The following is a 23,271-nucleotide window of genomic DNA, read 5'->3' on the forward strand; positions in this document are numbered from 1 at the left end:
AGGCCGGCGCAGAATGGCTCGGTCGAGAGGAGGCGGGACGGGTGGCACTGGCGCTCTACCGCAAGTACCGGCCGCGCACGTTCGCGGAGGTCATCGGGCAGGAGCACGTGACCGAGCCGCTGTCGCAGGCGCTGCGCAGCGGCCGGCTGAACCACGCCTACCTCTTCTCCGGCCCCCGGGGCTGCGGCAAGACCTCCAGCGCCCGGATCCTGGCCCGCTCGCTCAACTGCGAGCAGGGACCCACACCGGAGCCGTGCGGGCAGTGCGCCTCGTGTCGGTCGCTGACCAGCGACGGCGCGGGCTCGATCGACGTCATCGAGATCGACGCGGCCAGCCACGGTGGCGTGGACGACGCCCGCGAACTGCGCGAGAAGGCCTTCTTCGCCCCGGCCAACAGCCGTTTCAAGATCTACGTCATCGACGAGGCGCACATGGTCTCGTCGGCCGGCTTCAACGCCCTGCTCAAGCTGGTGGAGGAGCCCCCGGAGTACGTCAAGTTCATCTTCGCCACCACCGAGCCGGAGAAGGTCCTCGGGACGATCAAGTCCCGGACCCACCACTACCCGTTCCGGCTGATCCCGCCGAAGACGCTCCGGCCGTACCTGGAGCAGTTGTGCGAGTCGGAGGGGGTCACGGTCGACCCGGCGGTCTTCCCGCTGGTGGTCCGGGCCGGTGGTGGCAGCGCCCGGGACAGCCTCTCCGTGCTCGACCAGCTCATCGCCGGGGCGGGGCCCGAGGGCGTCAGCTACGCCCGGGCCGCCGCCCTGCTCGGCGTCACCGACGCCGCGCTGATCGACGAGATGTGCGACGCCCTCGCCGCCGGGGACGGCGCGGCGGCGTACGCCACCGTCGACCGGGTGGCCGAGGCCGGGCACGACCCCCGCCGGTTCGCGTCCGACCTGCTCGAACGTCTCCGCGACCTGATCGTGCTCCAGCAGGTGCCGGACGCCGCCGGCAAGGGCCTGATCGACGGGCCGGCCGACCAGATCGAGCGGATGACGGCACAGGCCCAGCGGCTCGGCCCGGCGACGCTGTCCCGCTGCGCCGACATCGTGCACAACGGCCTGGTCGAGATGCGCGGCGCCACCGCCCCCCGGCTGCTGCTGGAGCTGATCTGCGCCCGGATGCTCCTGCCCGGCGTCGACGACTCCGCCGGTGGCCTGCTGCAACGCCTGGAGCGGATGGAACGTCGGCTCACCCTGGGCATCCCCGCCGCCGCTCCCGCCGCCGACGTCGCGCCGGCCCATCCCGAGCCCGCCGCTCCGGCCCGCCCGGAACCCGCACCCGCCCCGGTGGCTCCGGTGACCGACCGGGGCGCACCTGCGCCGTCGCGGGGCACCGCTGCGGAGCGCGCTCCGGCCGCCGACGCGGAGCGGACGCCGACCGCCGATTCCCCGCCGGCCGCATCACACCGGGCGGTGCCGCCGGAGGCGGTGATGCCGGATCCGGTCACCCCCGCCCCGCCCCGCCCCGACGCCCCGCCCTCCGGGACGGTCGACGCGGTCTCGGTCCGCCGGGTCTGGGGCGACGTCGTCGGCAAGGTCAACCGGAGCCACAAGAAGATCGCCGCGCTGATGCGTGACGCGGTCGTCCGTGACCTGGACGGCGACACCCTGGTGCTGACCGTGAAGTCGGCGGTCCTGGCCAGGATGTTGACCGACCACGCCCAGGTGCTCGCCGACGCGCTCTACGAGGAACTTGGCGGGCGCTGGCAGATCCGGTGCGAGGTGGCCGGTGAGCGGGGCGGCTCCCGGGCATCCGCCGTGTCCCGGCCGGCTGCCGCGGCACCCCCACCCACCCGGCCCACCCCGTCGCCGTCGGCGGCCCGACCGGCTGCTCCGGAGCGGTCCGGCCCGTCCGGCGCGACGCCGTCCGCCCGCCCTGCGGGGACCGGCGGCGGATCGGCCGCAGCCGAGGAGGACTGGCCGGAACCGGCCCGTCCGGGTGGTGGTGCAGCCGTCGGTGGGGCCGAGGACTGGCCGGAACCTGCCCGGCCCGGCGGGACCGCCACCTCGTCGGACACCCCGAACGGGCGATCCGCACCGGCCGCCCCGGGCGGAACCGCGTCGTCCGCACCAGCACCGCCCCGGGCCGCCGACAGCGCCGTACCGGCCTCCCGGCCCGCCGCGTCCACGCCGCCGCCGGCCCCTGCCGGCGGGGGGACCGGTGCCGCCTCGGTGAGCAGTGCGCTCGCCGCCGCGCGGGCCGCCGCAGCCGGTCGGGGTACGCGTACCGAGGCACCAGCACGGAAGACCGCCGACGACGAGTTCGCCGGGGAGCCGCCCTACGACCCGGACTACGACGGCCCGCTGGGCGGCGGCCGGGCGAACGCGCCGGCCGGCCGGGGACCGTCGGGGGCTGCCGCCCCGCAGCCGGCCGCCCCGAGCTACGAGGGCTTCGACCCAGGGGACGAGCCGCTCGACGACGTGATCGACGAGAAGACCGCCCGGCAGTCCAGCGAGGAGCAGGCGGTGCAGCTGCTCCGCGAGGTGTTCGGCGCCGAGAAGATCGACGAGGTCGACGCCCGGTAGGCGCAGCGCCGGTCAGACCGCTAGGGCGCGGTGCCGGTCAGGCCGGTAGCGGCGCGGTGCCGGTCAGGGCAGCCAGGCGGGCAGGCCGTGCGGATGCGCCTCGGCGAGCAGCCGTTCGGGGCGGTCCCCGAGCCGGACCCGCAGCTGGAAGCGGGAGTTTTCCATCGGCTCGAACGACACGTGCGCGACCGGTGCCCCGCTGCCGGCCAGCCGGTCGATCTCGGCGTTGACCCGCCGCCACTCGTCGGCCGGCACGTACTGCCGCATCACCGAGTGCCAGATCACGGTGAGGACGTCCGGGCGGGAGTCGACGCCGGCGAGGAAATCGGCCGCCCCGGCGGCGTGCACCCGCACCGGCAGGCGTCCGGCCAGCTCCAACGCTCCGGCCAGCCGGGCCGCACGGTCGGTGTGCTCCGGCCAGAGGTACGCCCGCAGCGCGAGCGCGTCCGCCGGGTCACCCGGGTCGAGGGGGTCGGGATCGCAGCCGAGCCGCTCCACCACGGTCATCTCGGGGTACGCCCCGGCGGCGTCCCGGAGCCAGCCGGGCACCGCCCCTCGCCAGGCGTCGGGCAGCCGGACCGGGGAGTCGACTGGTCCCCAGCCGAAGTCGTCCGCCTCGACCCGGAACCGGTCGGCGCGCAGGTTAAGCCCGCCGCTGGCCCCCAGCTCGACCAGGCGTACCGGCAGGTCGCCCAGCTCGGCGAGGGCGTACAGCAGACCGGTGAGCAGCAGGTTCGCCCGCCCCACCTCGTTGGTCTGCGGCGGGCGGCGCAGCCACTGCCGCAGGGTGTCCGGTGCACCGGCGACGGTGTCCCGGAACGCCGCCCAGCAGGCGTCCGCGTCCGTCGGCCGGTACGTCCCACCGGCGCTCGGGTAGTAGCGGGCCAGCTCCGGGGCGGCCCCGGTGAGCGTCAGGGCGTGCACTCCGCCGAGCAGGCGCAGCGACAGGGCCGCATCGGCGGGCGTGCCCTCGTACCCCTGGATGACGGTGGCGCACGGCCCGCCGGCCCGGACGTCGGCCGCAGCCCGGACGAGCAGGTCGGCGTAGAGTCCGGCGGCCATCCGCGCGCACGCGCTGGCCTGCTGTTCCATGGCCGTGGCGGCCTGTTCCCGGGTCATCGGCGCTCCCTCCGGTGGGCTCGCCTGATCGTGCGACGGAACGCGACGCGGCGGGAAGCACCGCGCGGGGCGAGGCTGCTCACAGCGGTTAGGCTGGCGGCGGCCGAGTGGGACGAGTGCGAGAAGGAGCCATCCGTGCGCCCAGGTGGACAGCCGAACATGCAGCAGATGCTGAAGCAGGCGCAGAAGATGCAGCAGCAGATCGCCAAGGCACAGGCCGAGCTGGCCGAGGCGGAGCTGACCGGAACCGCCGGTGGTGGCCTGGTCACCGCGACCGTCTCCGGCTCCGGGGACCTCAAGGCGATCCGGATCGACCCGAAGGCGGTCGACCCGGAGGACGTGGAGACCCTGGAGGACCTCGTGGTCGCGGCCGTGCACAACGCCACCGAGGCGGCTCGGGAGCTGACCGAGCAGAAGATGGGCCCGGTGGCCGGCGGCATGGGTGGCCTCGGCCTGCCCGGGTTCTGAGTCGCTGCATGTACGAGGGTGCCATCCAGGACCTGATCGACGAGCTGGGACGGCTGCCGGGCGTCGGCCCGAAGAGCGCCCAGCGGATCGCCTTCCACGTCCTCTCCGCCGATCCGGCCGACGTCAACCGGCTGGCCGGGGCGTTACGCAAGGTCAAGGAGCTGGTGCGGTTCTGCACGAGCTGCTACAACGTCGCCGAGTCCGAGCAGTGCCGGATCTGTCGTGACCCGCGCCGTACCGACGAGGTGCTCTGCGTGGTCGAGGAGCCGAAGGACGTGGTGGCGATCGAGCGGACCGGTGAGTTCCGGGGCCGCTACCACGTGCTCGGCGGGGCGATCAACCCGCTGGAGGGGATCGGCCCGGACAATCTCCGCATCCGGGAGCTGCTGGCCCGGCTCGGCACCGGCACCGTCCGGGAGCTGATCCTGGCGACCGACCCGAACACCGAGGGCGAGGCGACCGCGACGTACCTGGCCCTGATGGTCAAGCCGATGGGTATCGCGGTGACCCGGTTGGCCAGCGGCCTGCCGGTCGGCGGCGACCTGGAGTACGCCGACGAGATCACCCTGGGGCGCGCGTTCGAGGGGCGTCGCGCCGTCTGAGACCGTCCGCCGTGGACCGGCGTCGCCCACTCCGGCGACGTCGGTCCACTGTGGTGGGACCGGTCCGTCCAGGTCTGACATGGCCCGACCGGGCTCGACATTCGATGTAACAAATTCGTATAGGTGAACCGGGGCGAACCAACCCATTCCAGGGCGGAAAACGGGCCCGTCCGGCGCGCGTCGCAGCGGTAAAGACACGATCCGGTACCAACAGCTTCGTCAATAGTTCCGGGGAAGTCCGAACGGGGGCTAAGGTCACCGCCATCGGTGACCCCTGTCACCAGGTTGTCCGTACCCCCTAGGACGAGGTGAAGCACCCATGCGTGCACCCAGGTCGAAGGTCGCGCTGGCGGCCGTCGCGGCCGCGGCCCTCGCGGTAGCAGGCTGCGCCGAGAGTGACCGCGGCGACGATTCCGGCGGTAGCAAGAAGGACACTCTCGTCTTCGGCGTCGCCGGAGACCCGAAGGTGCTCGACCCGAGCTTTGCCAGCGACGGTGAGTCGCTGCGCATGGCGCGTCAGGTCTTCGAGACCCTGGTCCGCCCGGAGGAGGGCGGCACCAAGGTGACTCCCGGCCTGGCCGAGTCCTGGACGCCGGACGCGGCCGGCACGACCTGGACCTTCAAGCTCCGCTCGGGCGTGAAGTTCCACGACGGCACCGACTTCAACGCCGAGGCGGTCTGCGTCAACTTCAACCGCTGGTACAACGCCACCGGCCTGATGCAGAGCCCGGACGTGACCCCGTACTGGCAGGACGTCATGGGCGGCTTCGCCAAGAACGAGGACCCGGAACTGCCGCCGAGCCTCTTCAAGTCCTGCACCGCCAAGGACGCCACCACGGTCGACCTGGCCTTCACCCGGGTCTCCAGCAAGATCCCGGCCGCGCTGATGCTGCCGTCGTTCTCCATGCACAGCCCCAAGGCGCTGGAGCAGTACCAGGCGAGCACCGTCGGGGGCACCGCCGAGGACATCAAGTACCCCCCGTACGCGACGGAGCACCCGACCGGCACCGGTCCGTTCAAGTTCAAGTCCTGGGACATCGCGAACAAGACGCTGACCCTGGAGCGGAACGAGGACTACGCCGGCACCAAGGCCAAGCTGAAGACCCTGATCTTCAAGACCATCTCCGACGAGAACGCGCGCAAGCAGGCGCTGCGCTCCGGTGACATCCAGGGGTACGACCTGGTCGGCCCGGCCGACGTCGAGCCGCTGAAGGGCGAGGGCTTCAACGTCCTCACCCGTCCGGCCTTCAACATCCTCTACCTGGCGATCAACCAGAAGGGGAACCCGAAGCTGGCCGACGTCAAGGTCCGGCAGGCCATCGCGCACGCCCTGAACCGGCAGGCGCTGGTCGACTCGAAGCTGCCCCCGGGCGCGAAGGTCGCGGAGAACTTCTTCCCGGACACCGTCGAGGGCTGGAACGGCAACGTCACCAAGTACGACTACAACCCGGAGAAGGCCAAGGCGCTGCTGGCCGAGGCGGGCGCGTCGAACCTGACCCTGCGGTTCCACTACCCGACCGAGGTCACCCGGCCGTACATGCCGAACCCGAAGGACATCTTCGAGCTGCTCTCGGCGGACCTGAAGGCGGTCGGCATCACCGTCCAGCCGATCCCGCTGAAGTGGAGCCCGGACTACCTCAACGCCACCACCTCGGGCAGCGCGCACGACCTGCACTTCCTCGGGTGGACCGGTGACTACGGCGACGGCTACAACTTCATCGGCACCATGTTCGACCGGCCGAAGGACGAGTGGGGCTTCAACAACAAGCCGCTGTTCGACAAGTTCCAGAAGGCCGACACCACCGCCGACATGGGTGCCCGGGTCGAGCTGTACAAGGAACTGAACGCGGACATCATGACCTTCCTGCCGGGTGTGCCGATCTCGCACTCGCCGCCGGCGATCGTCTTCGGCAAGGACGTGACGGGCGTCAAGGCGAGCCCGCTGACCGACGAGCGGTACTCCACCGCCGAGTTCAAGTCCTGACCTGACGCAAGGAACGCGGGCGGGCGCTGATCACAGCGCCCGCCCGCATCCCTCCGCACCCCTTCGAGGCCGCCGTGTTCCGGTTCATCGTCAGACGCCTGTTGCAGTTGATACCCACCCTGTTCGGGCTCTCCATCCTGCTCTTCATCTGGTTGCGCCGACTGCCCGGCGGTCCGGAGACCGCGATCCTCGGTGAGCGGGGCACGCCCGAGATGCGCGCCGCGATCCGCCGTAACCTCGGCCTCGACGAGCCGATCCTGGTGCAGTACGGCCGGTTCATCCGCCGGATGGTCCGGCTCGACCTGGGCACCTCGACCTCCACCAAGCGGGAGGTCACCACGGAGTTCCTCCAGCGCTTCCCCGGCACCGTCGAGCTGACCGTGATGGCCATGATCATCGCGATCGGCGTCGGCATCCCGCTGGGCTACCTGGCCGCCCGCCGTCGCGGCCAACTCCTCGACCACCTGTCGGTCGGCGGCTCGCTGATCGGCATCTGCATCCCGGTCTTCTTCCTGGCCTACGTGCTCAAGGCGATCTTCGCGGAGAACCTGGGCTGGTTCCCGTCCAGCGGCCGGCAGGACCCGACCATCGAGGCGACCCGCATCACCAATTTCTTCGTCCTCGACGGACTGATGACCCGCGAGTGGGACGCCGCCGCCGACGCCATCTGGCACCTGGTGCTCCCCGGCATCGCGCTGGCGAGCATCCCGTTGGCCATCATCGTCCGGATCACCCGGGCCAGCGTCCTGGAGGTGCTCGGCGAGGACTTCGTCCGGACCGCCGAGGCCAAGGGCCTGACCGAGAACGTGGTCCGGCGACGCCACGTGCTGCGCAACGCCATGCTGCCGGTGGCCACCTCGATCGGCCTGCTCGCCGGCGGTCTGCTCTCCGGCGCGGTGCTCACCGAGACCGTCTTCGCCTTCAGCGGCATCGGGGCGTTCGTCGCCGAGTCGATCAGCCAGCGCGACTACCCCGTACTCATGGGCTTCATCCTGATCATCGCGGTGGTGTACGTGCTGGTGAACCTGATAGTCGACCTCTCCTACAGCCTGATCGACCCGAGGGTGAGGGTGCGATGACCATCACCCCCGGCAAGAAGCGCGAGAAGATCGACCGGCTCGCCGAACTCGCCGCCGTCCGCGACGACGAACGCGGCGTGAGCCTCTGGCAGGAGGCGTTCCGGCGGCTCCGCCGCAACCCGGCCGCCATCGTCGGCGCGGTGATCCTGGCTCTCTTCGTCCTGGTGGCGGTCGTCGGCCCGTTCCTCGTGCCGTACGGGGCGACCGACTCGATCGGCATCCGCGAGGGCGTGGTCAAGTCCGGGCAGGGCATCATCCCCGGCCCCTCCGGCGACCACTGGCTCGGCTACGACCACCAGGGTCGAGACGTGTTCAGCCGGATGATCGTCGGAGCCCGGCAGACGTTGCTGGTCGGCGTCGTCTCCACCCTGATCGGGCTCGCCGTCGGCGCGCTGATCGGTGGCGTCGCCGGTGCCGCCGCCGGCCTCGGCGGGCGTTGGGGCCGCTGGGTGGACAGCACCCTGATGCGCTTCGTCGACATGCTGCTGGCCCTGCCCAGCCTGCTGCTCGCGGTGAGCGTCGCCGCGCTGCTCGGGGCGAGCCTCACCACCGTGATGATCGCGGTCGGCGTGGTCTCCGTGCCGGTCTTCGCCCGGCTGCTGCGCGGATCGATGATCTCCCAGTCCAACAGCGACTACGTGCTGGCGGCGACCTCCCTCGGGGTGAAGCGGTCGCGGATCGCGCTGACCCACGTGGTGCCGAACTCGCTCGCCCCGGTGATCGTCCAGGCCACGCTGACCCTGGCCACCGCGATCATCGAGGCCGCCGCGCTCTCCTTCCTCGGTCTGGGCAACCCGGACTCGACGATCCCCGAGTGGGGGGTGATGCTCGCCGACGCGCAGCCGTACCTGGGAATTCGGCCGGCGCTGGCGATCTACCCGGCGGTCGCCATCATCATCACCGCGCTCGGCTTCACCCTGCTCGGTGAGGCGATGCGCGAGGCTCTCGACCCGAAGCTCCGGAAGTAGCGGGAGGTCGACATGTGTGAAGCGCGAGGAGTGAGCTTGCGAGCCCCGCAGTCGCGAACGGAAGGTCGATGATGGCACTGCTCGACGTGGACGACCTCACCGTCACGTTCTCCCGGCGCGGCCAGCGCACCGCGCACGCCGTCGACGGGGTCAGCTTCTCGGTCGACGCCGGCGAGGTGGTCGGCCTGGTCGGCGAGTCCGGCTGCGGCAAGAGCGTCACCTCGCTGGCGATCATGGGCCTGCTGCCGAAGCACCGGGGCACCCGGATCGGTGGCAAGGCCGTCTTCGACGGCACCGACCTGCTCCAGCTCGACGACCGCTCCCGGCGCGACATCCGGGGCCGGGACGTGGCGATGATCTTCCAGGACCCGCTCTCCTCGCTGAATCCGGTCATCCCGATCGGGCTCCAGGTGACCGAGGTGCTCGTCCGGCACCGGGGCATGAAGGGCGACGCCGCGACGAAGGAGGCCGCCGACCTGCTCGACCGGGTCGGCATCCCCGACCCGCGACGGCGGCTGAAGGAATACCCCCACCAGCTCTCCGGCGGCATGCGCCAGCGTGCCCTGATCGCCATGGCGGTGGCCTGCAAGCCCCGGCTGCTGATCGCCGACGAGCCCACCACCGCCCTCGACGTGACCATCCAGGCGCAGATCCTGGAACTGCTCAAGGAGCTGGTCCGCGAGTCCGGCACCGCGCTGGTGATGATCACCCACGACCTCGGGGTGGTCGCCGGCATGTGCGACACGATCAACGTGCTCTACGGCGGTCGGGTGGTGGAGACCGCCCGCCGCCGGCCGCTGTTCGCCCAGCCCCGGCACCCGTACACGGTGGGTCTGCTCGGTTCGGTGCCGCGCCTGGACGCCGGGCGCGGCGAGCGCCTGACCCCCATCCCCGGCTCGGTACGCGATTTGCTTCCCTGGCCGGAGGGGTGCGCCTTCGCCCCACGCTGCGCCCGCCGGGTCGACGCCTGCGTGGGGGAACCGCCCGAGCTGGTGCTGACCCACGACGGCCGCAGCTACCGCTGCGTCAACCCGGCCCCGGTCCCGGGCAGCGAACCGCCCGCCGGCACCCGCCGTGAGGAGGACAAGGCGTGACCGACAACGAGATCCTCGTCGAGGTACGCGACCTGAAGGTGCACTTCCCGATCACCCGGGGTGTGCTCTTCGACCGGGTGGTCGGCCACGTCAAGGCGGTCGACGGGGTCGACCTGGACATCCCCCGGGGCCGGACGTACGGGCTGGTCGGCGAGTCCGGCTGCGGCAAGTCCACGCTCGGCCGGGCGCTGCTCCAGCTCACCCCGCCCACCGGCGGCAAGGTGACCTTCGACGGCATCGACCTGACCCGGATGCCGCCGAACAAGCTGCGCGGCATGCGCCGCCGGATGCAGATGATCTTCCAGGACCCGATGTCGAGCCTGGACCCCCGGCAGAACGTCGAGTCGATCCTCACCGAGGGCCTCCAGGCGCACGGCATCGGCGACAGCCGGGACGAGCGCCGCCGGATCATCAGCGAGACGCTGGACGCGGTGGGGCTGCCCCGCTGGGCGCTCTCCCGCTACCCGCACGAGTTCTCCGGCGGCCAGCGGCAGCGCATCGGCATCGCGCGGGCGCTGGTGCTCGGCCCCGAGCTGATCGTCGCCGACGAGCCGGTCTCCGCCCTGGACGTCTCGATCCAGGCCCAGGTGGTGAACCTCCTCGACGAACTCCAGGAGAACCTCGGTCTCACCTACCTGGTGATCGCGCACGACCTCGCGGTGGTGCGGCACATCTCCGACGTGGTGGGCGTGATGTACCTGGGCGCGCTGGTCGAGGAGGCGCCGAGCGACCGGCTCTACACCGAGCCGCTGCACCCGTACACCCGGGCGCTGATGTCGGCGGTGCCGGTGCCCGACCCGGACGTGGAGGACCGGCGGGAGCGGATCCTGCTCGCCGGTGACCTGCCCTCACCGGCCAACCCGCCGTCCGGCTGCCGGTTCCACACCCGGTGCCCGTGGGCCCAGCCGACCCGCTGCGCGGACGAGCGGCCGGCGCTGCGGCAGATCGGCCGCAGCCGGGTGGCCTGCCACTGGGCGGAGCAGATCTCCACCGGCGAGCTGCGCCCGCACCGGGTGGACGCCGAACTCGTCCGCCCGGCCGACGAGGGCGAGGCACCCGGAGTGGTCTCCGCCCCGACCGAGCCGGGCTCGTACGTGTGAGGTGACAGGCGTACGTGTGAGGTGGTAGCAGGGGACCCTTGTTACCGCATTTTGCGGAGCAGGGGACCCCTGCAACCACCTCAGCGGGCGAGCAGCCCCTGGACGTGGGAGAGAAGCAGGTGCGCGGGGCCGGTCAGCCTTCGGGGCGGTGGAGCAGCGCGACGGCGACGCCGTGTACGGCGTCCAGGCCGGAGACGTCCGGCAGGGCCACCCGGCCGCCGGTGACCGTGTACCACTCGTCGGCCTCCCGGTACTGCACCCGGAGGACTACCTGACCGGCGGCGAACTCGGTTCGCAGGGTCAACTCGCCGGTCACCACGCCCACCTCGTCGGTCATCACCCCGCCGGGACCGGGCACGATGTCGGCGGTCCGGGTCTCCGGCCCGTCGGCCGGATCCGCCGTGGCGGTGTCCCCGGCCGGGGCTGACGGCGTTCCGTCCGCCGCCGGGACCGGTTCCGTTCCGTCCTCCGAGGTGGCCGCCGTGCGTCCGGCCTCGGTACCGACCCGCTCGCTCACGCGCACTCCTCCAACATCTCCGCCAGCGCGGCCTTCTCGGCACTGGTCACCGAGAGCTGCCAGTGGTGTTTGACCGTCACCCAGCTCTCGGCATACTGGCACCAGTACGAACGGTTCGCCGGCTTCCACTGCGACGGGTCCTGGTCACCCTTTGCCCGGTTGGAGGAGGCCGAAACGGCGATGAGCTGCGGTCGGGTCAGGTCGTTGGCGAACTCGCCCCGCTGCGTGTCGTCCCACTCGTTCGCACCCGAGCGCCACGCGTTCGCCAACGGCACCATGTGGTCGACGTCCACGTCGGACGGGTCGGTGAAGGCGCGGTTGTCGTACACGCTCTCCCAGCGGCCGGCGACCACGTTGCAGCCGGAGCGTTTGATGTCGCTGCCGTCCCGCTCCAGGACGCTGTCCCGGACGTCGCAGTTCTTGCCGGTGTCCCGCCAGTGCGGGAACCGTTCCCGACTGTAGCCCCGCATCGAACCGGCCTTCGCCACGGTCAGGGTCTCCAGCTTGTCGCTGGCGTTGCCGCCGCTGCCCGGGGGCGGGGCGTCCGGTTCCGTAACGGTGACGCAACCGGTGGCCCCGAGGGCGACTGCCGCGACGATCGCGGTCACCGCGAGGGCGCGAGGTCCTGTTCTGGTATGTGGAGACGACACCCTTCCAGCTTGCGGGGTTCCGGGGGATCCGCACGGCAACGGCAGTGCGGTTTCGGCGTTTCGTGGCAACTCTCATATCCGAGAAGGCAGATTGGAGCCTATGACCGCCGCCTCGGCCACCCTGCGCACCGGTACCGCTGCCGGACGGGGGACGTTGCTCGCCGCGATCCTCGCCTCCGGCATGGTCTTCCTGGACTCGACCGTCGTGAACGTGGCACTGCCCCGGCTCGGTGCCGACCTCGGGGCGACCGTCGCCGATCTTCAATGGACGATCAACGGCTACGCGCTGATGCTGGCCGCCTTCGTCCTGCTCGGCGGCGCTCTCGGTGACCGCTTCGGTCGACGCCGGGTCTTCCTGTACGGCGTGCTCTGGTTCGCCCTCGCCTCGGTGCTCTGCGGCCTGGCCCAGGGCACCGGCTGGCTGATCGTGGCCCGCATCCTCCAGGGCGCAGGCGGCGCGTTGCTCACCCCCGGGTCGCTGTCGGTGCTCCAGGCGAGTTTCCACCCCGACGACCGGGGGCGGGCGATCGGCACCTGGGCCGGGCTCTCCGGCGTCTCCACCGCGATCGGCCCGTTCGTCGGTGGCTGGCTGATCGACACTCTCTCCTGGCGGTGGATCTTCTTCGTCAACGTGGTTCTCGCCGTGCCGCTGGTGCTGATCGCGCTGCGGTGGATGCCGGAGAGCCGGGACGAGGACGTCGGGCGGCGCGGCGCACCCGGGCACCGCCGTCGGTTCGACGTGCTCGGGGCGCTGCTCGGCGCGCTCGGCCTGGCCGGGATCACGTACGCCCTGATCGACGCCCCCGGGCGCGGCGCGACCGCCCCGCCCGTCCTGGGCGCGGTGCTGGTCGGGGTGGTCGCGGCGGCGGCCTTCGTGCTGGTCGAGCGGCGACGCGGGGAGGGGGCGATGCTGCCGCCCACCCTGTTCCGCAGCCGGCGCTTCACGGTGCTGAACGCGTTCACCGTGGCGGTGTACGCGGCGCTCGGCGGCTTCACCTTCTTCCTCGCCGTCTACTTGCAGAACGTGGTCGGCTGGTCGGCGCTGCGGACCGGACTGGCCACCCTGCCGATGACCCTGCTGCTCCTGGTCGGCTCGGCCCGAGCCGGAGCGCTCGCCGGGCGGATCGGTCCCCGGCTGCCGTTGGCCGTCGGGCCGGTGGTCGCCGCCGCCGGCCTGTTGCTGCTGCGCGGGGTCGGGCCGGGTGCCTCGTACTGGACGGACGTGCTGCCCGGGGTGGCCCTGTTCGGCCTCGGTCTCACCCTGGTGGTGGCGCCGTTGACCGCCTCGGTGCTGGCCGCGGTCGCCGACCGGTTCGCCGGGGTGGCCAGCGGTTTCAACAACGCCGCCTCCCGGGCCGGCGGGCTGCTGGCGGTGGCCGCGCTGCCGTTGCTGGTCGGGCTCTCCGGCACCGGCTACGAGCAGGCCGCCGAGCTGACCCACGCGTACCGGGGCGCGCTGTTCTGGTGCGCCGGGCTCCTGGTGGCCGCCGCCCTGCTGGCCGGGCTCCTGCTGACCGGTGCCCCGGCCGCCGACCCGAACGCCGCCCCGGGAAACCGGGACGAGAGGCAGGGCTAACCGCTGGCGGGCGTGACGAAAGGCGGGGGCTGGCTGACGGCGGGCGTGACGAAAGGCGGGGGCTGGCTGACGGCGGGCGTGACAAATGGCGGGGCTAGCTGACGGCGGGCGGGACGGGAGGCGGGGCTGGCCGACGGACAGGCGGACCGCGCCGTCCGCCCTGGCGCAGATCGGGCCCGGACGCGCGAAAGGGCCCCCGCGCGACTGCGGGGACCCTTCCGACTGCTCAGCGACGGGCGCGGTTGACCGCGCTGGTCACCGCCTTCACCGAGGCGGTGACGATGTTCGCGTCCATGCCGACGCCCCAGACGGTCCGGCCGTCGACCTCGCACTCCACGTACGCGGCGGCCTGCGCGTCACCGCCGGAGGAGAGGGCGTGCTCGTGGTAGTCGAGCACCCGGACCGCCACGCCCAGCGACTGCAACGCGTTGACGTACGCGTCGATCGGGCCGTTGCCGACCGCGGCCAGGCCCCGGCGTTCCCCGCCGAAGTCGACCTGGGCGGAGATCTCGACCTTGCCCTCGGTGGTGCCGATCGTGTAGTCGGCCAGCGCCACCACCGGCGCGGTCTGGTGGTCGACCAGGTACTGGTTGGCGAAGATCGTCCACATCGTGGCCGGGTCGACCTCGCCACCGCCGTGGTCGGTGACCTGCTGGACCACCCCGGAGAACTCGATCTGGAGCCGGCGGGGCAGGTCGAGCTGATGCTCGGTCTTCATCACGTAGGCCACCCCGCCCTTGCCGGACTGCGAGTTGACCCGGATGACCGCCTCGTAGGTGCGGCCCAGGTCCTTCGGGTCGATCGGCAGGTAGGGTACGGCCCAGGCGAACTCGTCGACCGGCACCCCGGCCGCCGCCGCGTCGGCGTGCAGCGCGTCGAAGCCCTTCTTGATCGCGTCCTGGTGGGAACCGGAGAACGCGGTGTAGACCAGGTCACCGGCGTACGGGTGGCGCTCGTGCACCGGCAGTTGGTTGCAGTACTCGACGGCCCGCTTGATCTCGTCGATCCGGGAGAAGTCGATCTGCGGGTCGACGCCCTGCGAGAAGAGGTTCAGCCCCAGCGTCACCAGGTCGACGTTGCCGGTGCGCTCGCCGTTGCCGAAGAGGCAGCCCTCGACCCGGTCCGCCCCGGCCAGCAGGCCCAGCTCGGCGGCGGCCACGCCGGTGCCCCGGTCGTTGTGCGGGTGCAGGCTCAGCACCAGGCTGTCCCGGCGGGGCAGCCGCCGGTGCATCCACTCGATCGAGTCGGCGTACAGGTTCGGGGTGGCCATCTCGACGGTGGCCGGCAGGTTGATGATCAGCGGCCGGGCCGGCGTCGGGTCGATCACCTCGATCACCGCCGCGCAGACCTCCAGCGCGTAGTCCAGCTCCGTGCCGGTGTACGACTCGGGGGAGTACTCGTAGAAGACGTCGGTGTCCGGGGTGTGGATCTCGGCGTACTTCCGGCACAGCCGGGCGCCCTGGGTGGCGATGTCGGTGATGCCCGCCCGGTCCAGCCCGAAGACCACCCGACGCTGGAGCGTCGAGGTGGAGTTGTAGAAGTGCACGATGGCCCGCTTCGCGCCGCGCAGCGACTCGAAGGTCCGGTCGATCAGGTGCTCCCGGCACTGGGTGAGCACCTGGATGGTGACGTCGTCCGGGATCAGGTCCTGCTCGATGAGCTGTCGGACGAAGTCGTAGTCGGTCTGGCTGGCCGACGGGAAGCCGACCTCGATCTCCTTGTAGCCCATCTGCACCAGGAGCTGGAACATCCGGCGCTTGCGCTCCGGGGACATCGGGTCGATCAGCGCCTGGTTGCCGTCGCGCAGGTCGACCGCGCACCAGCGGGGGGCGGCCTCGATGTGCCGGCTCGGCCACTGCCGGTCCGGCAGGTCGATCCGGAACTGCTGCTGGTACGGCTGGTACCGGTGGTACGGCATGCGGCTGGGCTGCTGCCGGGCGATCGGGTCGGCAGGGGCCGAACGGGTCGTGTCGTGGGTGGCGGGGTCGACCGTTACCCGGGAATCGGGTTGGACATCGTTGGTGCCGGCGGACTGGGCCATGGCGGAATGCTCCCGTTGATCATGTGGCGTCAGCGTCGAAAGGTCGGCGTCGGTGCCGACGAGTGGAGTCGGACCCGGATCGGTCCGGACGAATTCGGTGTGCTGGACGGCGCGCGTCAGACCCGCGACGAGGTGCCGGCCGGATGGGCCTCGTCGCGGCAAGGAAGGAGGAGGCTCGCCTGCCACATGATATTGGTGACCCTACGTGATCAGGATGGCTCACGGAAATGACCTTCCGGACTATGAGACGAAGCCGACAACCTCCAGCTCAGCCCGGCGACAGTCCGAGCAGCAGATCGGTGACGGGGTGTCGGTGGCGCAGCTCGGTCTCCCGTCGACGCAGGTCCCCGGGGAGGGAGAGCGGATCACCGAGTCGCCCGATCGCCACCACGACGTGCGGGCGGACGTCGTCGGGCAGCGCCAGGTCGACGGCGAGCCCGGCCCGGTCGAAGCCGGTCATCTGGTGCACGTGCAGGCCGATCGCGCCGGCCTGCACGGTCAGGTGCGCCACCGCCTGCCCCAGGTCGTAAACCGCCTGGGCCTGGTCGTACGTGGCCCGCGCCCGGTCGTACCCCGGCTGTTCCAGGTCGTGTGCGGCCTGCCCGGAACCGTGGGCGGCCGGCGCGGGGGAGGCCGGGGTGCGGGCGGCCACGGTCGGTGTCGCTGGCAGCAGGTACGCGCCGAGGAGCAGGGCCGAGGCCTGTCCCGCCCAGCGCTGGTTCTCGGCGGCCAGGTGCACGAAGAGCCGCTTGTACGCCTCGTCGGCGCGGCGCCCCAGCAGGAACCGCCACGGCTGGCGGTTCCCCGCCGAGGGTGCCCAGCGGGCCGCCTCCAGCAGGGAGGCGGCCTCACCGTCGGTGAGCCCCACCGACGGGTCGAATGCGTGCGGGCTCCAGCGTGCGGCGAGCAGCGGGGAGAGTTCGGCCATGGATCCGAGCTTTCCCTACCGCGTCACCCACCGGAACGGAAGTGTGACCTGTTGTGATCAACCGCACCCGTGTCGTGTCGCGTTCAGGGTGTCGGGCTGGGATCGGTGCTCGACTCTCCCGGGGTGGGGGCGGCGACGTCGACCGGTTCACCTTCCGTCACCGGCCCGGCCAGCTGCACTGTCGCCGGGGCGGCGGCGGGCGGGCCAGCGAGCCGGAGCGTGCCGAGGGCCGTCCGCACGGCCGTCGGCGTGCCGTCCGCCTCGTAGCAGTAGATCCCGACGTCGAGCGGGGGATTGAGCGACGCCGAGGTGGACTCCACCGAGTAGCAGGTCCCGGTGGCGCCGGGCAACGGCCGGCTGACCGACACCGCGAGCGGGGCCTGGCGGTCGGTGAGGACGTCCAGCCAGTCGGTGAACGGGTGCTGCACCCGGGGGTCCAGCCGGCGGGGGATCGTGTCGTCCGGGTCGCCGAGGCGTACGCAGCCGGCCGGCTCGGGGCGGGTCGCCGAGGGCAGCGCGCACTGGAAGAGCCCCTCGGCGGTGCTGACCAGCGACACGTCCACGGTGCCGCCGAGGGCCCAGCCCGGGACGTCGACCCGCCAACTGCCGTCGTTGGCGTTGGTCACGGTGATCGTCCGGGTGGACCCGTCCTCGGTGGTCAGGGTGTACTGGGCGGTCAGGTGGCGGTCCTGCGCGGCTGCCGCGAGGGCGGCCAGGTCGTCGCGCGCGCCATCCGCGCGGGCAGGTGTCGGGCTGCCCCCGGCGGGCTCGGGCGGTTCGGTCGGGGGCTCCTCGGAGGTGCAGCCGGCCAGGGAGGCGCCGACGAGCAGGAAGGGGACGGTGAGCGCGAGCAGGACGGTCGGTCGACGGCGCGCGGCGCGGAGGTGGACACCGGTAGGCACCCGCCCATTCTCCGCCTCCGGCACCGTCAGGTGGGAGTCCGGAAGGTCATGGCCCGCACGGCGTGTCGCACCGGCGGCCGATGTGGCGTCGACCGCTCCCGGGCCGGATCGTGGGATCACCTGACCTGCCGGACAGAGCCGCCCGATACCCTGGGGAAGTCTGACCCGCGCCGCCGGCCACTCATCCGGCGGCGTCGGCACGCTCAGGGCTGCTGGGAGGGAGTGCGCCGTCGTGGCACTCGTGGTGCAGAAGTACGGCGGGTCCTCCGTCGCCAACGCGGAGCGGATCAAGCGGGTGGCCGAACGGATCGTCGCCGCCCGCAAGGCCGGTGACGACGTGGTCGTCGTGGTCTCCGCGATGGGGGACACCACCGACGAACTTCTCGACCTGGCCAACCAGGTCAGCCCGCTGCCGCCGGGGCGGGAACTGGACATGCTGCTCACCGCCGGGGAGCGGATCTCCATGGCGCTGCTCGCCATGGCCATCCACAACCTCGGGTACGAAGCCCGCTCGTTCACCGGCTCGCAGGCCGGGGTGATCACCACCTCGGTGCACGGCAAGGCGCGGATCATCGACGTCACCCCGGGCCGGCTCAAGGGCGCGCTCGACGAGGGCGCGGTGGTGATCGTCGCCGGTTTCCAGGGCGTGTCCCAGGACACCAAGGACGTCACCACGCTGGGCCGGGGCGGTTCCGACACCACCGCCGTGGCGCTCGCCGCAGCGCTCGACGCGGACGTCTGCGAGATCTACACCGACGTCGACGGGATCTTCACCGCTGACCCGCGGATCGTGCCCAACGCCCGGCACATCAAGCAGATCACCTACGAGGAGATGCTGGAACTGGCCGCCTGTGGGGCGAAGGTGCTCCACCTGCGCAGCGTCGAGTACGCCCGTCGCGCGGGGTTGCCGATCCACGTCCGTTCGTCATACTCGACCAACACCGGCACCATGGTCACCGGATCGATGGAGGACCTTCCTGTGGAGCAAGCACTGATCACCGGGGTCGCCCACGACCGTAGCGAGGCGAAGATCACCATCGTCGGGGTGCCGGACGAGCCGGGAGCGGCCGGCCGGATCTTCGACACCGTGGCCGGTGCCGAGATCAACATCGACATGATCGTGCAGAACGTCTCCACCGAGGGCACCGGTCGGACCGACATCTCGTTCACCCTGCCCAAGACGGACGGCCCGACCGCGATGGCCGCGCTCAACAAGATCCAGGAGTCGGTCAAGTTCAAGGGCCTGCTCTACGACGACCACGTGGGCAAGGTGTCGCTGATCGGCGCGGGCATGCGCTCCCACCCCGGCGTGGCCGCCGGCTTCTTCGCCGCGCTCGGCGCGGCCGGGGTCAACATCGAGATGATCTCCACCTCGGAGATCCGGGTCTCCGTGGTCTGCCGGGACACCGACCTCGACGTGGCCGTGCGGGCCATCCACGACACGTTCGAACTCGGTGGTGACGAGGAAGCCGTGGTCTACGCGGGAACCGGGCGGTAACGCCGATGGCGCCGCTGCCCACCCTCGCCGTGGTCGGGGCGACCGGTGCGGTCGGCACCGTGATGTGCGAGCTGCTCTCGTCCCGCAAGAACGTCTGGGGCGAGATCCGCCTGATCGCCTCCCCGCGCTCGGCCGGGCGGCAGGTGCGTTGCCGGGGCGAGGAACTGGTCGTCCAGGCGCTGACGCCCGAGGCGTTCGACGGCGTGGACGTGGCCATGTTCGACGTGCCCGACGAGGTCTCCGCCGAGTGGGCGCCGGTCGCGGTCAGCCGGGGCGCGGTCGCGGTGGACAACTCCGGGGCGTTCCGGATGGACCGCGACGTCCCGCTGGTGGTGCCCGAGATCAACCCGGACCAGGTGCGCAACCGGCCCAAGGGGATCATCGCCAACGCGAACTGCACCACCCTCGCGATGATCGTCGCCGTCGCGCCGCTGCACCGCGAGTACGGCCTGCGCGAACTGGTTCTCTCCTCGTACCAGGCGGTGTCCGGAGCGGGGCAGGCCGGAGTCGACATTCTGCACACCCAGCTCGGCAAGATCGCTGGGGACCGCGCGCTCGGCTCCCGCCCCGGCAACGTCCGCCAGGCGGTGGGGGACGACTTGGGCCCGTTCCCCGCGCCGCTGGCGCTGAACGTGGTCCCCTGGGCCGGCTCGCTCGCCGACGGCGGCTGGTCCTCCGAGGAGATGAAGATGCGCAACGAGTCGCGCAAGATCCTCGGGCTGCCCGACCTCAAGGTCTCCGCCACCTGCGTACGGGTGCCGGTGGTGACCGGGCACTCGGTGGCCGTGCACGCCGTCTTCGCCGCCGAGGTGGACGCCGAGGGCGCCCGCGAGGCGCTGCGCAACGCGCCCGGGGTGATCCTGGTCGACGATCCGGCCTCGGGCGAGTTCCCGATGCCGATCGACGCGGTCGGCACCGACCCCTCCTGGGTCGGCCGGATCCGTCGCGCTCTCGACGACCCCCGCGCCCTGGACCTCTTCGTCACCGGCGACAACCTCCGCAAGGGGGCCGCCCTGAACACCGCGCAGATCGCCGAGCTGCTCGCCGCCGAGTTCCGCGCCCGCTGAGTTCCGCAGCGCCGAGTGCGCCCGCTGAATGCCGCACCCGCCGGGCCCTGCACCGCTGGGCAGTGGACACCGCCCGCCGGGGCTCCGCCAGGTGGTAGCAGGGGACCCCTGTTACCGCTTTTTGATGAGCAGGGGTCCCCTGCTACCACCTCAGCTACCACCCTGCCACCACCTCAGGGCGGCGAGCCGTCGCTAGGCGGCGGCGAGCTGTACGCCGTCGCGCCCCCGGCGCTTGACCGCGTAGAGGGCCTGGTCGGCGCGGCGCAGCGTCGACTCGGGGGACTCGCCGGGCCGGGGGAGGGCCACTCCGACGCTGATCGTCTGGCCGGTGCCCCGGGCCGCCTGGGTGAGCCGCTCGGCGATCCGGACCGCCTCGTCCGGGCGGCTCACCTCGAGCACCGCCACGAACTCGTCCCCGCCGATCCGGTACAGCTCGTCTCCCTGGCGGAGCGCCGCCTCCAGGGCCCGGGCCAGCCCGACCAGCAACTGGTCGCCCGCCTGGTGGCCGTACGTGTCGTTGACGCTCTTGAAGCCGTCCACGTCGATCGCCAGCAGGGCGGTACGCCCCGGCGTGGCCGTGGCGATCCGCTCGCCGAACGGCCCGGTGTGCCGCAGCCCGGTGAGCGGGTCGGAGCTGGCCCGCTCGCGTAACCGGGCCACGGTGCGCAGCCGGTCCAGGGAGGTCCACGCCTGCCCGGCCAGCAACTCGATCAGGTTGACCGTGGTCGGGTCCGGTTGGAGCAGCCGCTCGTCGGCCACCAGCAGGACGCCACCGGCGTCGGGCGGTCCGAACGGCACGGTGATCAACGTGCGGACGCCGGCCCGGGCCAGCGGCTGGTGCTCCTCGGTCGGCGGGTGTCCCGCCTCGCCCAGGGTGTAGCCGGCACCGTACCGGTGTGCCCGGCTCATCATCCGGCCCAGCGGTTCCGGGCCCGCCTCGACCAGTTCGGCCCGCACCCGGCCCTCCAGTTCGCCGGGCGCGCGGGGCGGGGCTCCGAGCCGGGGGCCGTCCGGGCCGGGCAGGACCAGCACGGCCGCGGAGAGCGTGGAGACGTCCCGGGCCGCGCGGATAGCCGTGGTCAACAGGTCCCACTCGGTCGGTGCGGCGGTCAGCGCGGCAGCGTGCCGGAGCATCTTCTCGCCGCGTGTCTCGGCCGGCGGGCCGCCCAACGCCACGATCCGCGCGCCGAGTCGGGTGGCGATCCGTTCGGCGGTCTCCCGCCACGGCCCCAGCTCCACCGGCTCGCACCACTGGAGGTCCAGCACACCCAGTGGCCGTCCCGCCGGGTCGACCACCGGTACGCAGATCTCGGCGGTCACGTCCGGTCGGACGGGCAGGTAGTCCGGGTCGTCGGCGACCCGGGCCACGGTGACCCCGGTGCCCGAGGCGTAGACCCGGCCGACGATGCCCGCCTTCGGTGGCACGGTGGCGTAGACCTGCCAGGATCCGGTCGCCGCGACGCAGCGCAGCCGGTCGTGGACCTGGAGCAGGACGGAGATGGTCGCCGGGGCGTACCGGGAGAGGGTGCTGACGACCCACTGGCACGCCTCGACCGCGGTGGACGCCATCGGCAGGCGCACCGTGACGTCACGGATGACTCGGTCCAGGTCCACGTGGGCGTCGTTCCAGGTCGGGGGCGGGTGAGCGGCCATCAGCCGCACGACCAAGGTTACCCAGGCCCAGCCGGGGGTCCCGGTGCTCGTACACACGTTCTATCCACAGGCTGTGGACGTGGGCTGTGGATACCCTGGGCCGACCGGGAGGTGTCGGTGTCGTCGGACCTGGTGTGGTATGTCGCCTACGGCTCGAACCTGCACGCCGCCCGGCTCGGCTGCTACCTCGGTGGTGGTCGGCCACCCGGTGGGCTGCGGACGTACCCGGGTTGCCGGGACCGCCGGCCGCCCCGCCGCGACGTCCCGGTGTTTCTGCCCGGCGGGGTCTACTTCACCGGCGAGTCGCGGGCCTGGACCGGCGGGATGGCCTTCTACGACCCGGCGCTGCCGGGCATGGTCGCGGCCCGGGCCTACCTGCTCACCTCCGGGCAGTTCGCCGACGTCGCCGCGCAGGAGATGTACCGCCCGCCGGGCGCGGACCTGGCGGCGTTGGCCGTCGCCGTCGAGCGGGGTTCGGTGGTGGTCGGGCCGGGTCGGTACGAGACGCTGGTCTGCGCCGGCCACCGGGAGGGGTACCCGCTGCTGACGTTCACCGCGCCCTGGCGGGCCGGCGACGTCCCGTGGAATCCGCCCGCTGCGGCCTACCTCGGCCTGCTCGCCGCCGGGCTCGCCGAGTCACACGGCTGGGCCGTCGGCCGGATCGTCGACTACCTCGCGGCACGCCCCGGGGTGGCCGGACGGTGGGATCCGGCCGACCTGACGGCGACGGTCCGACACGCGACGGCGGGAACGTGGACCGGGTCGGGTGGCGCGGTGTAGCGTCGTACCGCCGGGTGTCCACAGTCGACACCCGTGGTCGCGGTGGACGGTCGCCGCGTACTCGGCGGGCGGGAACGGCGCGACGCATCGGCGCCGGTGGTGGGCGTGTCCCGGACGCAACAACGACGAGGCTGTGCCCGCCTGTGCATTTTCCCGGAATCGCACACCGAATCCCGCTGCCGGGGATGTCGGCGTGGTCACATCTCCCGCCGATCGGCCCTTTCTCGCTGGCCGGTGGGCGGAATCGCTGATGTTCACCGGTGCCGACCTGTGCGATCACCCTCAGTGCATAGGCATGCGCCGATCGTTTGAGTTGTGTGGTCCGTTCGGTTGTGGTTGATCAACCGGCCAGTTGTTACTTGCCCTTGCAGCTTTCTCGATGTCCACGACTGGTATCACCATCGATAGCCTCAGGCATTCTCACGGAAACGTGGGATCCCGTGCCGGCAGGACCGTCGCTGGCTCTCGGAATGTGGGGGAATCGTGAACAGCAGCCTGAACGACGAGAACCTTCCCATCAACAGGCGCATGCCTTCCGCAGGGCGTTGGGCGCTGCGCGACCTGGCAGCCCGCGACCAGCGGGACGCCGGCCGCTTCGGCTCGTTCGACGATGGCGGCGATCCCGTCATCGAGAACCCGGCCCGGCCGTACCACGGCCTGGGCGGCAGCTACGCCTGCCGCTGACCGACCGAAAGCCACCGCCGCGCCGGCTCT

General features: G+C 72.0%; 20 protein-coding genes. 13 read left to right on the forward strand and 7 right to left on the reverse strand.

Features of this window, described 5'->3' with window-relative positions; translation table 11 throughout:
• Positions 1-41: 41 nt before the first annotated feature.
• Positions 42-2,531, forward strand: a complete 2,490-nt coding sequence (locus GA0070618_RS11785) for a DNA polymerase III subunit gamma and tau (protein ID WP_088981673.1) — start codon at positions 42-44, stop codon at positions 2,529-2,531.
• 63 nt (positions 2,532-2,594) lie between these two features.
• Here the strand turns inward: GA0070618_RS11785 and GA0070618_RS11790 are convergent, their stop codons facing one another.
• Positions 2,595-3,650: a DUF2332 domain-containing protein gene (locus GA0070618_RS11790; RefSeq protein WP_088981674.1), complete on the reverse strand. Its 1,056-nt coding sequence runs from the start codon at positions 3,648-3,650 to the stop codon at positions 2,595-2,597.
• A 159-nt stretch (positions 3,651-3,809) separates the two neighbouring features.
• Here GA0070618_RS11790 and GA0070618_RS11795 point away from each other — a divergent pair, with 159 nt between their 5' ends.
• The 7 genes from GA0070618_RS11795 (at position 3,810) to GA0070618_RS11825 (ending at position 10,945) form a co-directional block, all read left to right on the forward strand.
• Positions 3,810-4,118 carry a YbaB/EbfC family nucleoid-associated protein gene (locus GA0070618_RS11795; protein WP_222433135.1) on the forward strand — a complete coding sequence of 103 codons (309 nt, stop codon included), beginning with the start codon at positions 3,810-3,812 and terminating at the stop codon, positions 4,116-4,118.
• An 8-nt stretch (positions 4,119-4,126) separates the two neighbouring features.
• The gene (gene recR, locus GA0070618_RS11800; protein ID WP_088981675.1) at positions 4,127-4,720 is read left to right on the forward strand and encodes a recombination mediator RecR; all 594 of its coding nucleotides are present in this window, start codon (positions 4,127-4,129) and stop codon (positions 4,718-4,720) included.
• Between the two features lie 319 nt (positions 4,721-5,039).
• Entirely contained in the window at positions 5,040-6,704 is a 1,665-nt protein-coding gene (locus tag GA0070618_RS11805) for an ABC transporter substrate-binding protein (protein WP_088981676.1), read from the forward strand.
• A gap of 74 nt (positions 6,705-6,778) precedes the next feature.
• A complete protein-coding gene (locus GA0070618_RS11810) occupies positions 6,779-7,783 on the forward strand; it encodes an ABC transporter permease (protein ID WP_088981677.1) in 1,005 nt (334 codons plus the stop codon).
• The gene (locus tag GA0070618_RS11815; protein WP_088981678.1) at positions 7,780-8,751 is read left to right on the forward strand and encodes an ABC transporter permease; all 972 of its coding nucleotides are present in this window, start codon (positions 7,780-7,782) and stop codon (positions 8,749-8,751) included. Before GA0070618_RS11810 ends, GA0070618_RS11815 begins: the two co-directional genes overlap by 4 nt.
• Before the next feature lie 71 nt (positions 8,752-8,822).
• On the forward strand, positions 8,823-9,845 hold the full coding sequence (locus tag GA0070618_RS11820; RefSeq protein WP_088981679.1) for an ABC transporter ATP-binding protein: 1,023 nt from the start codon (positions 8,823-8,825) through the stop codon (positions 9,843-9,845).
• The gene (locus GA0070618_RS11825) at positions 9,842-10,945 is read left to right on the forward strand and encodes an ABC transporter ATP-binding protein (protein WP_088981680.1); all 1,104 of its coding nucleotides are present in this window, start codon (positions 9,842-9,844) and stop codon (positions 10,943-10,945) included. The genes GA0070618_RS11820 and GA0070618_RS11825 overlap by 4 nt, the downstream gene beginning before the upstream one ends.
• Positions 10,946-11,078: 133 nt before the next feature.
• Here GA0070618_RS11825 and GA0070618_RS11830 read toward each other — a convergent pair whose 3' ends face one another.
• Both GA0070618_RS11830 and GA0070618_RS11835 read right to left on the reverse strand, forming a co-directional pair.
• The gene (locus GA0070618_RS11830; RefSeq protein WP_088981681.1) at positions 11,079-11,468 is read right to left on the reverse strand and encodes a hypothetical protein; all 390 of its coding nucleotides are present in this window, start codon (positions 11,466-11,468) and stop codon (positions 11,079-11,081) included.
• Complete coding sequence (locus tag GA0070618_RS11835; protein WP_414467578.1) at positions 11,459-12,070, reverse strand: HNH endonuclease family protein; 612 nt, start codon at positions 12,068-12,070, stop codon at positions 11,459-11,461. Before GA0070618_RS11835 ends, GA0070618_RS11830 begins: the two co-directional genes overlap by 10 nt.
• A gap of 142 nt (positions 12,071-12,212) precedes the next feature.
• Between GA0070618_RS11835 and GA0070618_RS11840 the strand changes: the two genes are divergently transcribed.
• Entirely contained in the window at positions 12,213-13,688 is a 1,476-nt protein-coding gene (locus GA0070618_RS11840; protein ID WP_088981683.1) for an MFS transporter, read from the forward strand.
• Positions 13,689-13,914: 226 nt separating this feature from the next.
• Here the strand turns inward: GA0070618_RS11840 and leuA are convergent, their stop codons facing one another.
• The 3 genes from leuA to GA0070618_RS11855 all read right to left on the reverse strand — a co-directional run bounded on the left by leuA (position 13,915) and on the right by GA0070618_RS11855 (position 17,559).
• Positions 13,915-15,606, reverse strand: a complete 1,692-nt coding sequence (leuA, locus tag GA0070618_RS11845) for a 2-isopropylmalate synthase (RefSeq protein ID WP_088985467.1) — start codon at positions 15,604-15,606, stop codon at positions 13,915-13,917.
• Between the two features lie 391 nt (positions 15,607-15,997).
• The gene (locus GA0070618_RS11850; protein WP_088981684.1) at positions 15,998-16,657 is read right to left on the reverse strand and encodes a nitroreductase family protein; all 660 of its coding nucleotides are present in this window, start codon (positions 16,655-16,657) and stop codon (positions 15,998-16,000) included.
• Between the two features lie 83 nt (positions 16,658-16,740).
• Complete coding sequence (locus tag GA0070618_RS11855; protein WP_231931711.1) at positions 16,741-17,559, reverse strand: hypothetical protein; 819 nt, start codon at positions 17,557-17,559, stop codon at positions 16,741-16,743.
• Positions 17,560-17,791: 232 nt separating this feature from the next.
• Between GA0070618_RS11855 and GA0070618_RS11860 the strand changes: the two genes are divergently transcribed.
• Entirely contained in the window at positions 17,792-19,057 is a 1,266-nt protein-coding gene (locus tag GA0070618_RS11860; RefSeq protein WP_088981685.1) for an aspartate kinase, read from the forward strand.
• Between the two features lie 5 nt (positions 19,058-19,062).
• Entirely contained in the window at positions 19,063-20,124 is a 1,062-nt protein-coding gene (locus GA0070618_RS11865; protein ID WP_088981686.1) for an aspartate-semialdehyde dehydrogenase, read from the forward strand.
• Between the two features lie 192 nt (positions 20,125-20,316).
• Here GA0070618_RS11865 and GA0070618_RS11870 read toward each other — a convergent pair whose 3' ends face one another.
• Positions 20,317-21,738, reverse strand: a complete 1,422-nt coding sequence (locus GA0070618_RS11870) for a GGDEF domain-containing protein (protein WP_088985469.1) — start codon at positions 21,736-21,738, stop codon at positions 20,317-20,319.
• A 156-nt stretch (positions 21,739-21,894) separates the two neighbouring features.
• On the opposite strand from GA0070618_RS11870, the gene GA0070618_RS11875 reads away from it, so the two are divergent.
• Positions 21,895-22,557 carry a histone deacetylase gene (locus GA0070618_RS11875; RefSeq protein WP_231931712.1) on the forward strand — a complete coding sequence of 221 codons (663 nt, stop codon included), beginning with the start codon at positions 21,895-21,897 and terminating at the stop codon, positions 22,555-22,557.
• A 483-nt stretch (positions 22,558-23,040) separates the two neighbouring features.
• Positions 23,041-23,241: a hypothetical protein gene (locus GA0070618_RS11880; RefSeq protein WP_088981687.1), complete on the forward strand. Its 201-nt coding sequence runs from the start codon at positions 23,041-23,043 to the stop codon at positions 23,239-23,241.
• Positions 23,242-23,271 lie beyond the last annotated feature (30 nt).

This window comes from Micromonospora echinospora (assembly GCF_900091495.1).
Taxonomy (GTDB): Bacteria; Actinomycetota; Actinomycetes; order Mycobacteriales; family Micromonosporaceae; genus Micromonospora; species Micromonospora echinospora.

What these genes read in the sequence shown, in the direction of transcription:
- GA0070618_RS11795 (WP_222433135.1), top strand. Translation starts at nt 3,810, where the DNA reads ATGCAGCAGATGCTGAAGCAGGCGCAGAAGATGCAGCAGCAGATCGCC.
- GA0070618_RS11790 (WP_088981674.1), bottom strand. Translation starts at nt 3,650, where the DNA reads ATGACCCGGGAACAGGCCGCCACGGCCATGGAACAGCAGGCCAGCGCG.
- recR (WP_088981675.1), top strand. Translation starts at nt 4,127, where the DNA reads ATGTACGAGGGTGCCATCCAGGACCTGATCGACGAGCTGGGACGGCTG.
- leuA (WP_088985467.1), bottom strand. Translation starts at nt 15,606, where the DNA reads ATGCCGTACCACCGGTACCAGCCGTACCAGCAGCAGTTCCGGATCGAC.
- GA0070618_RS11840 (WP_088981683.1), top strand. Translation starts at nt 12,213, where the DNA reads ATGACCGCCGCCTCGGCCACCCTGCGCACCGGTACCGCTGCCGGACGG.
- GA0070618_RS11850 (WP_088981684.1), bottom strand. Translation starts at nt 16,657, where the DNA reads ATGGCCGAACTCTCCCCGCTGCTCGCCGCACGCTGGAGCCCGCACGCA.
- GA0070618_RS11805 (WP_088981676.1), top strand. Translation starts at nt 5,040, where the DNA reads ATGCGTGCACCCAGGTCGAAGGTCGCGCTGGCGGCCGTCGCGGCCGCG.
- GA0070618_RS11815 (WP_088981678.1), top strand. Translation starts at nt 7,780, where the DNA reads ATGACCATCACCCCCGGCAAGAAGCGCGAGAAGATCGACCGGCTCGCC.
- GA0070618_RS11865 (WP_088981686.1), top strand. Translation starts at nt 19,063, where the DNA reads ATGGCGCCGCTGCCCACCCTCGCCGTGGTCGGGGCGACCGGTGCGGTC.
- GA0070618_RS11820 (WP_088981679.1), top strand. Translation starts at nt 8,823, where the DNA reads ATGGCACTGCTCGACGTGGACGACCTCACCGTCACGTTCTCCCGGCGC.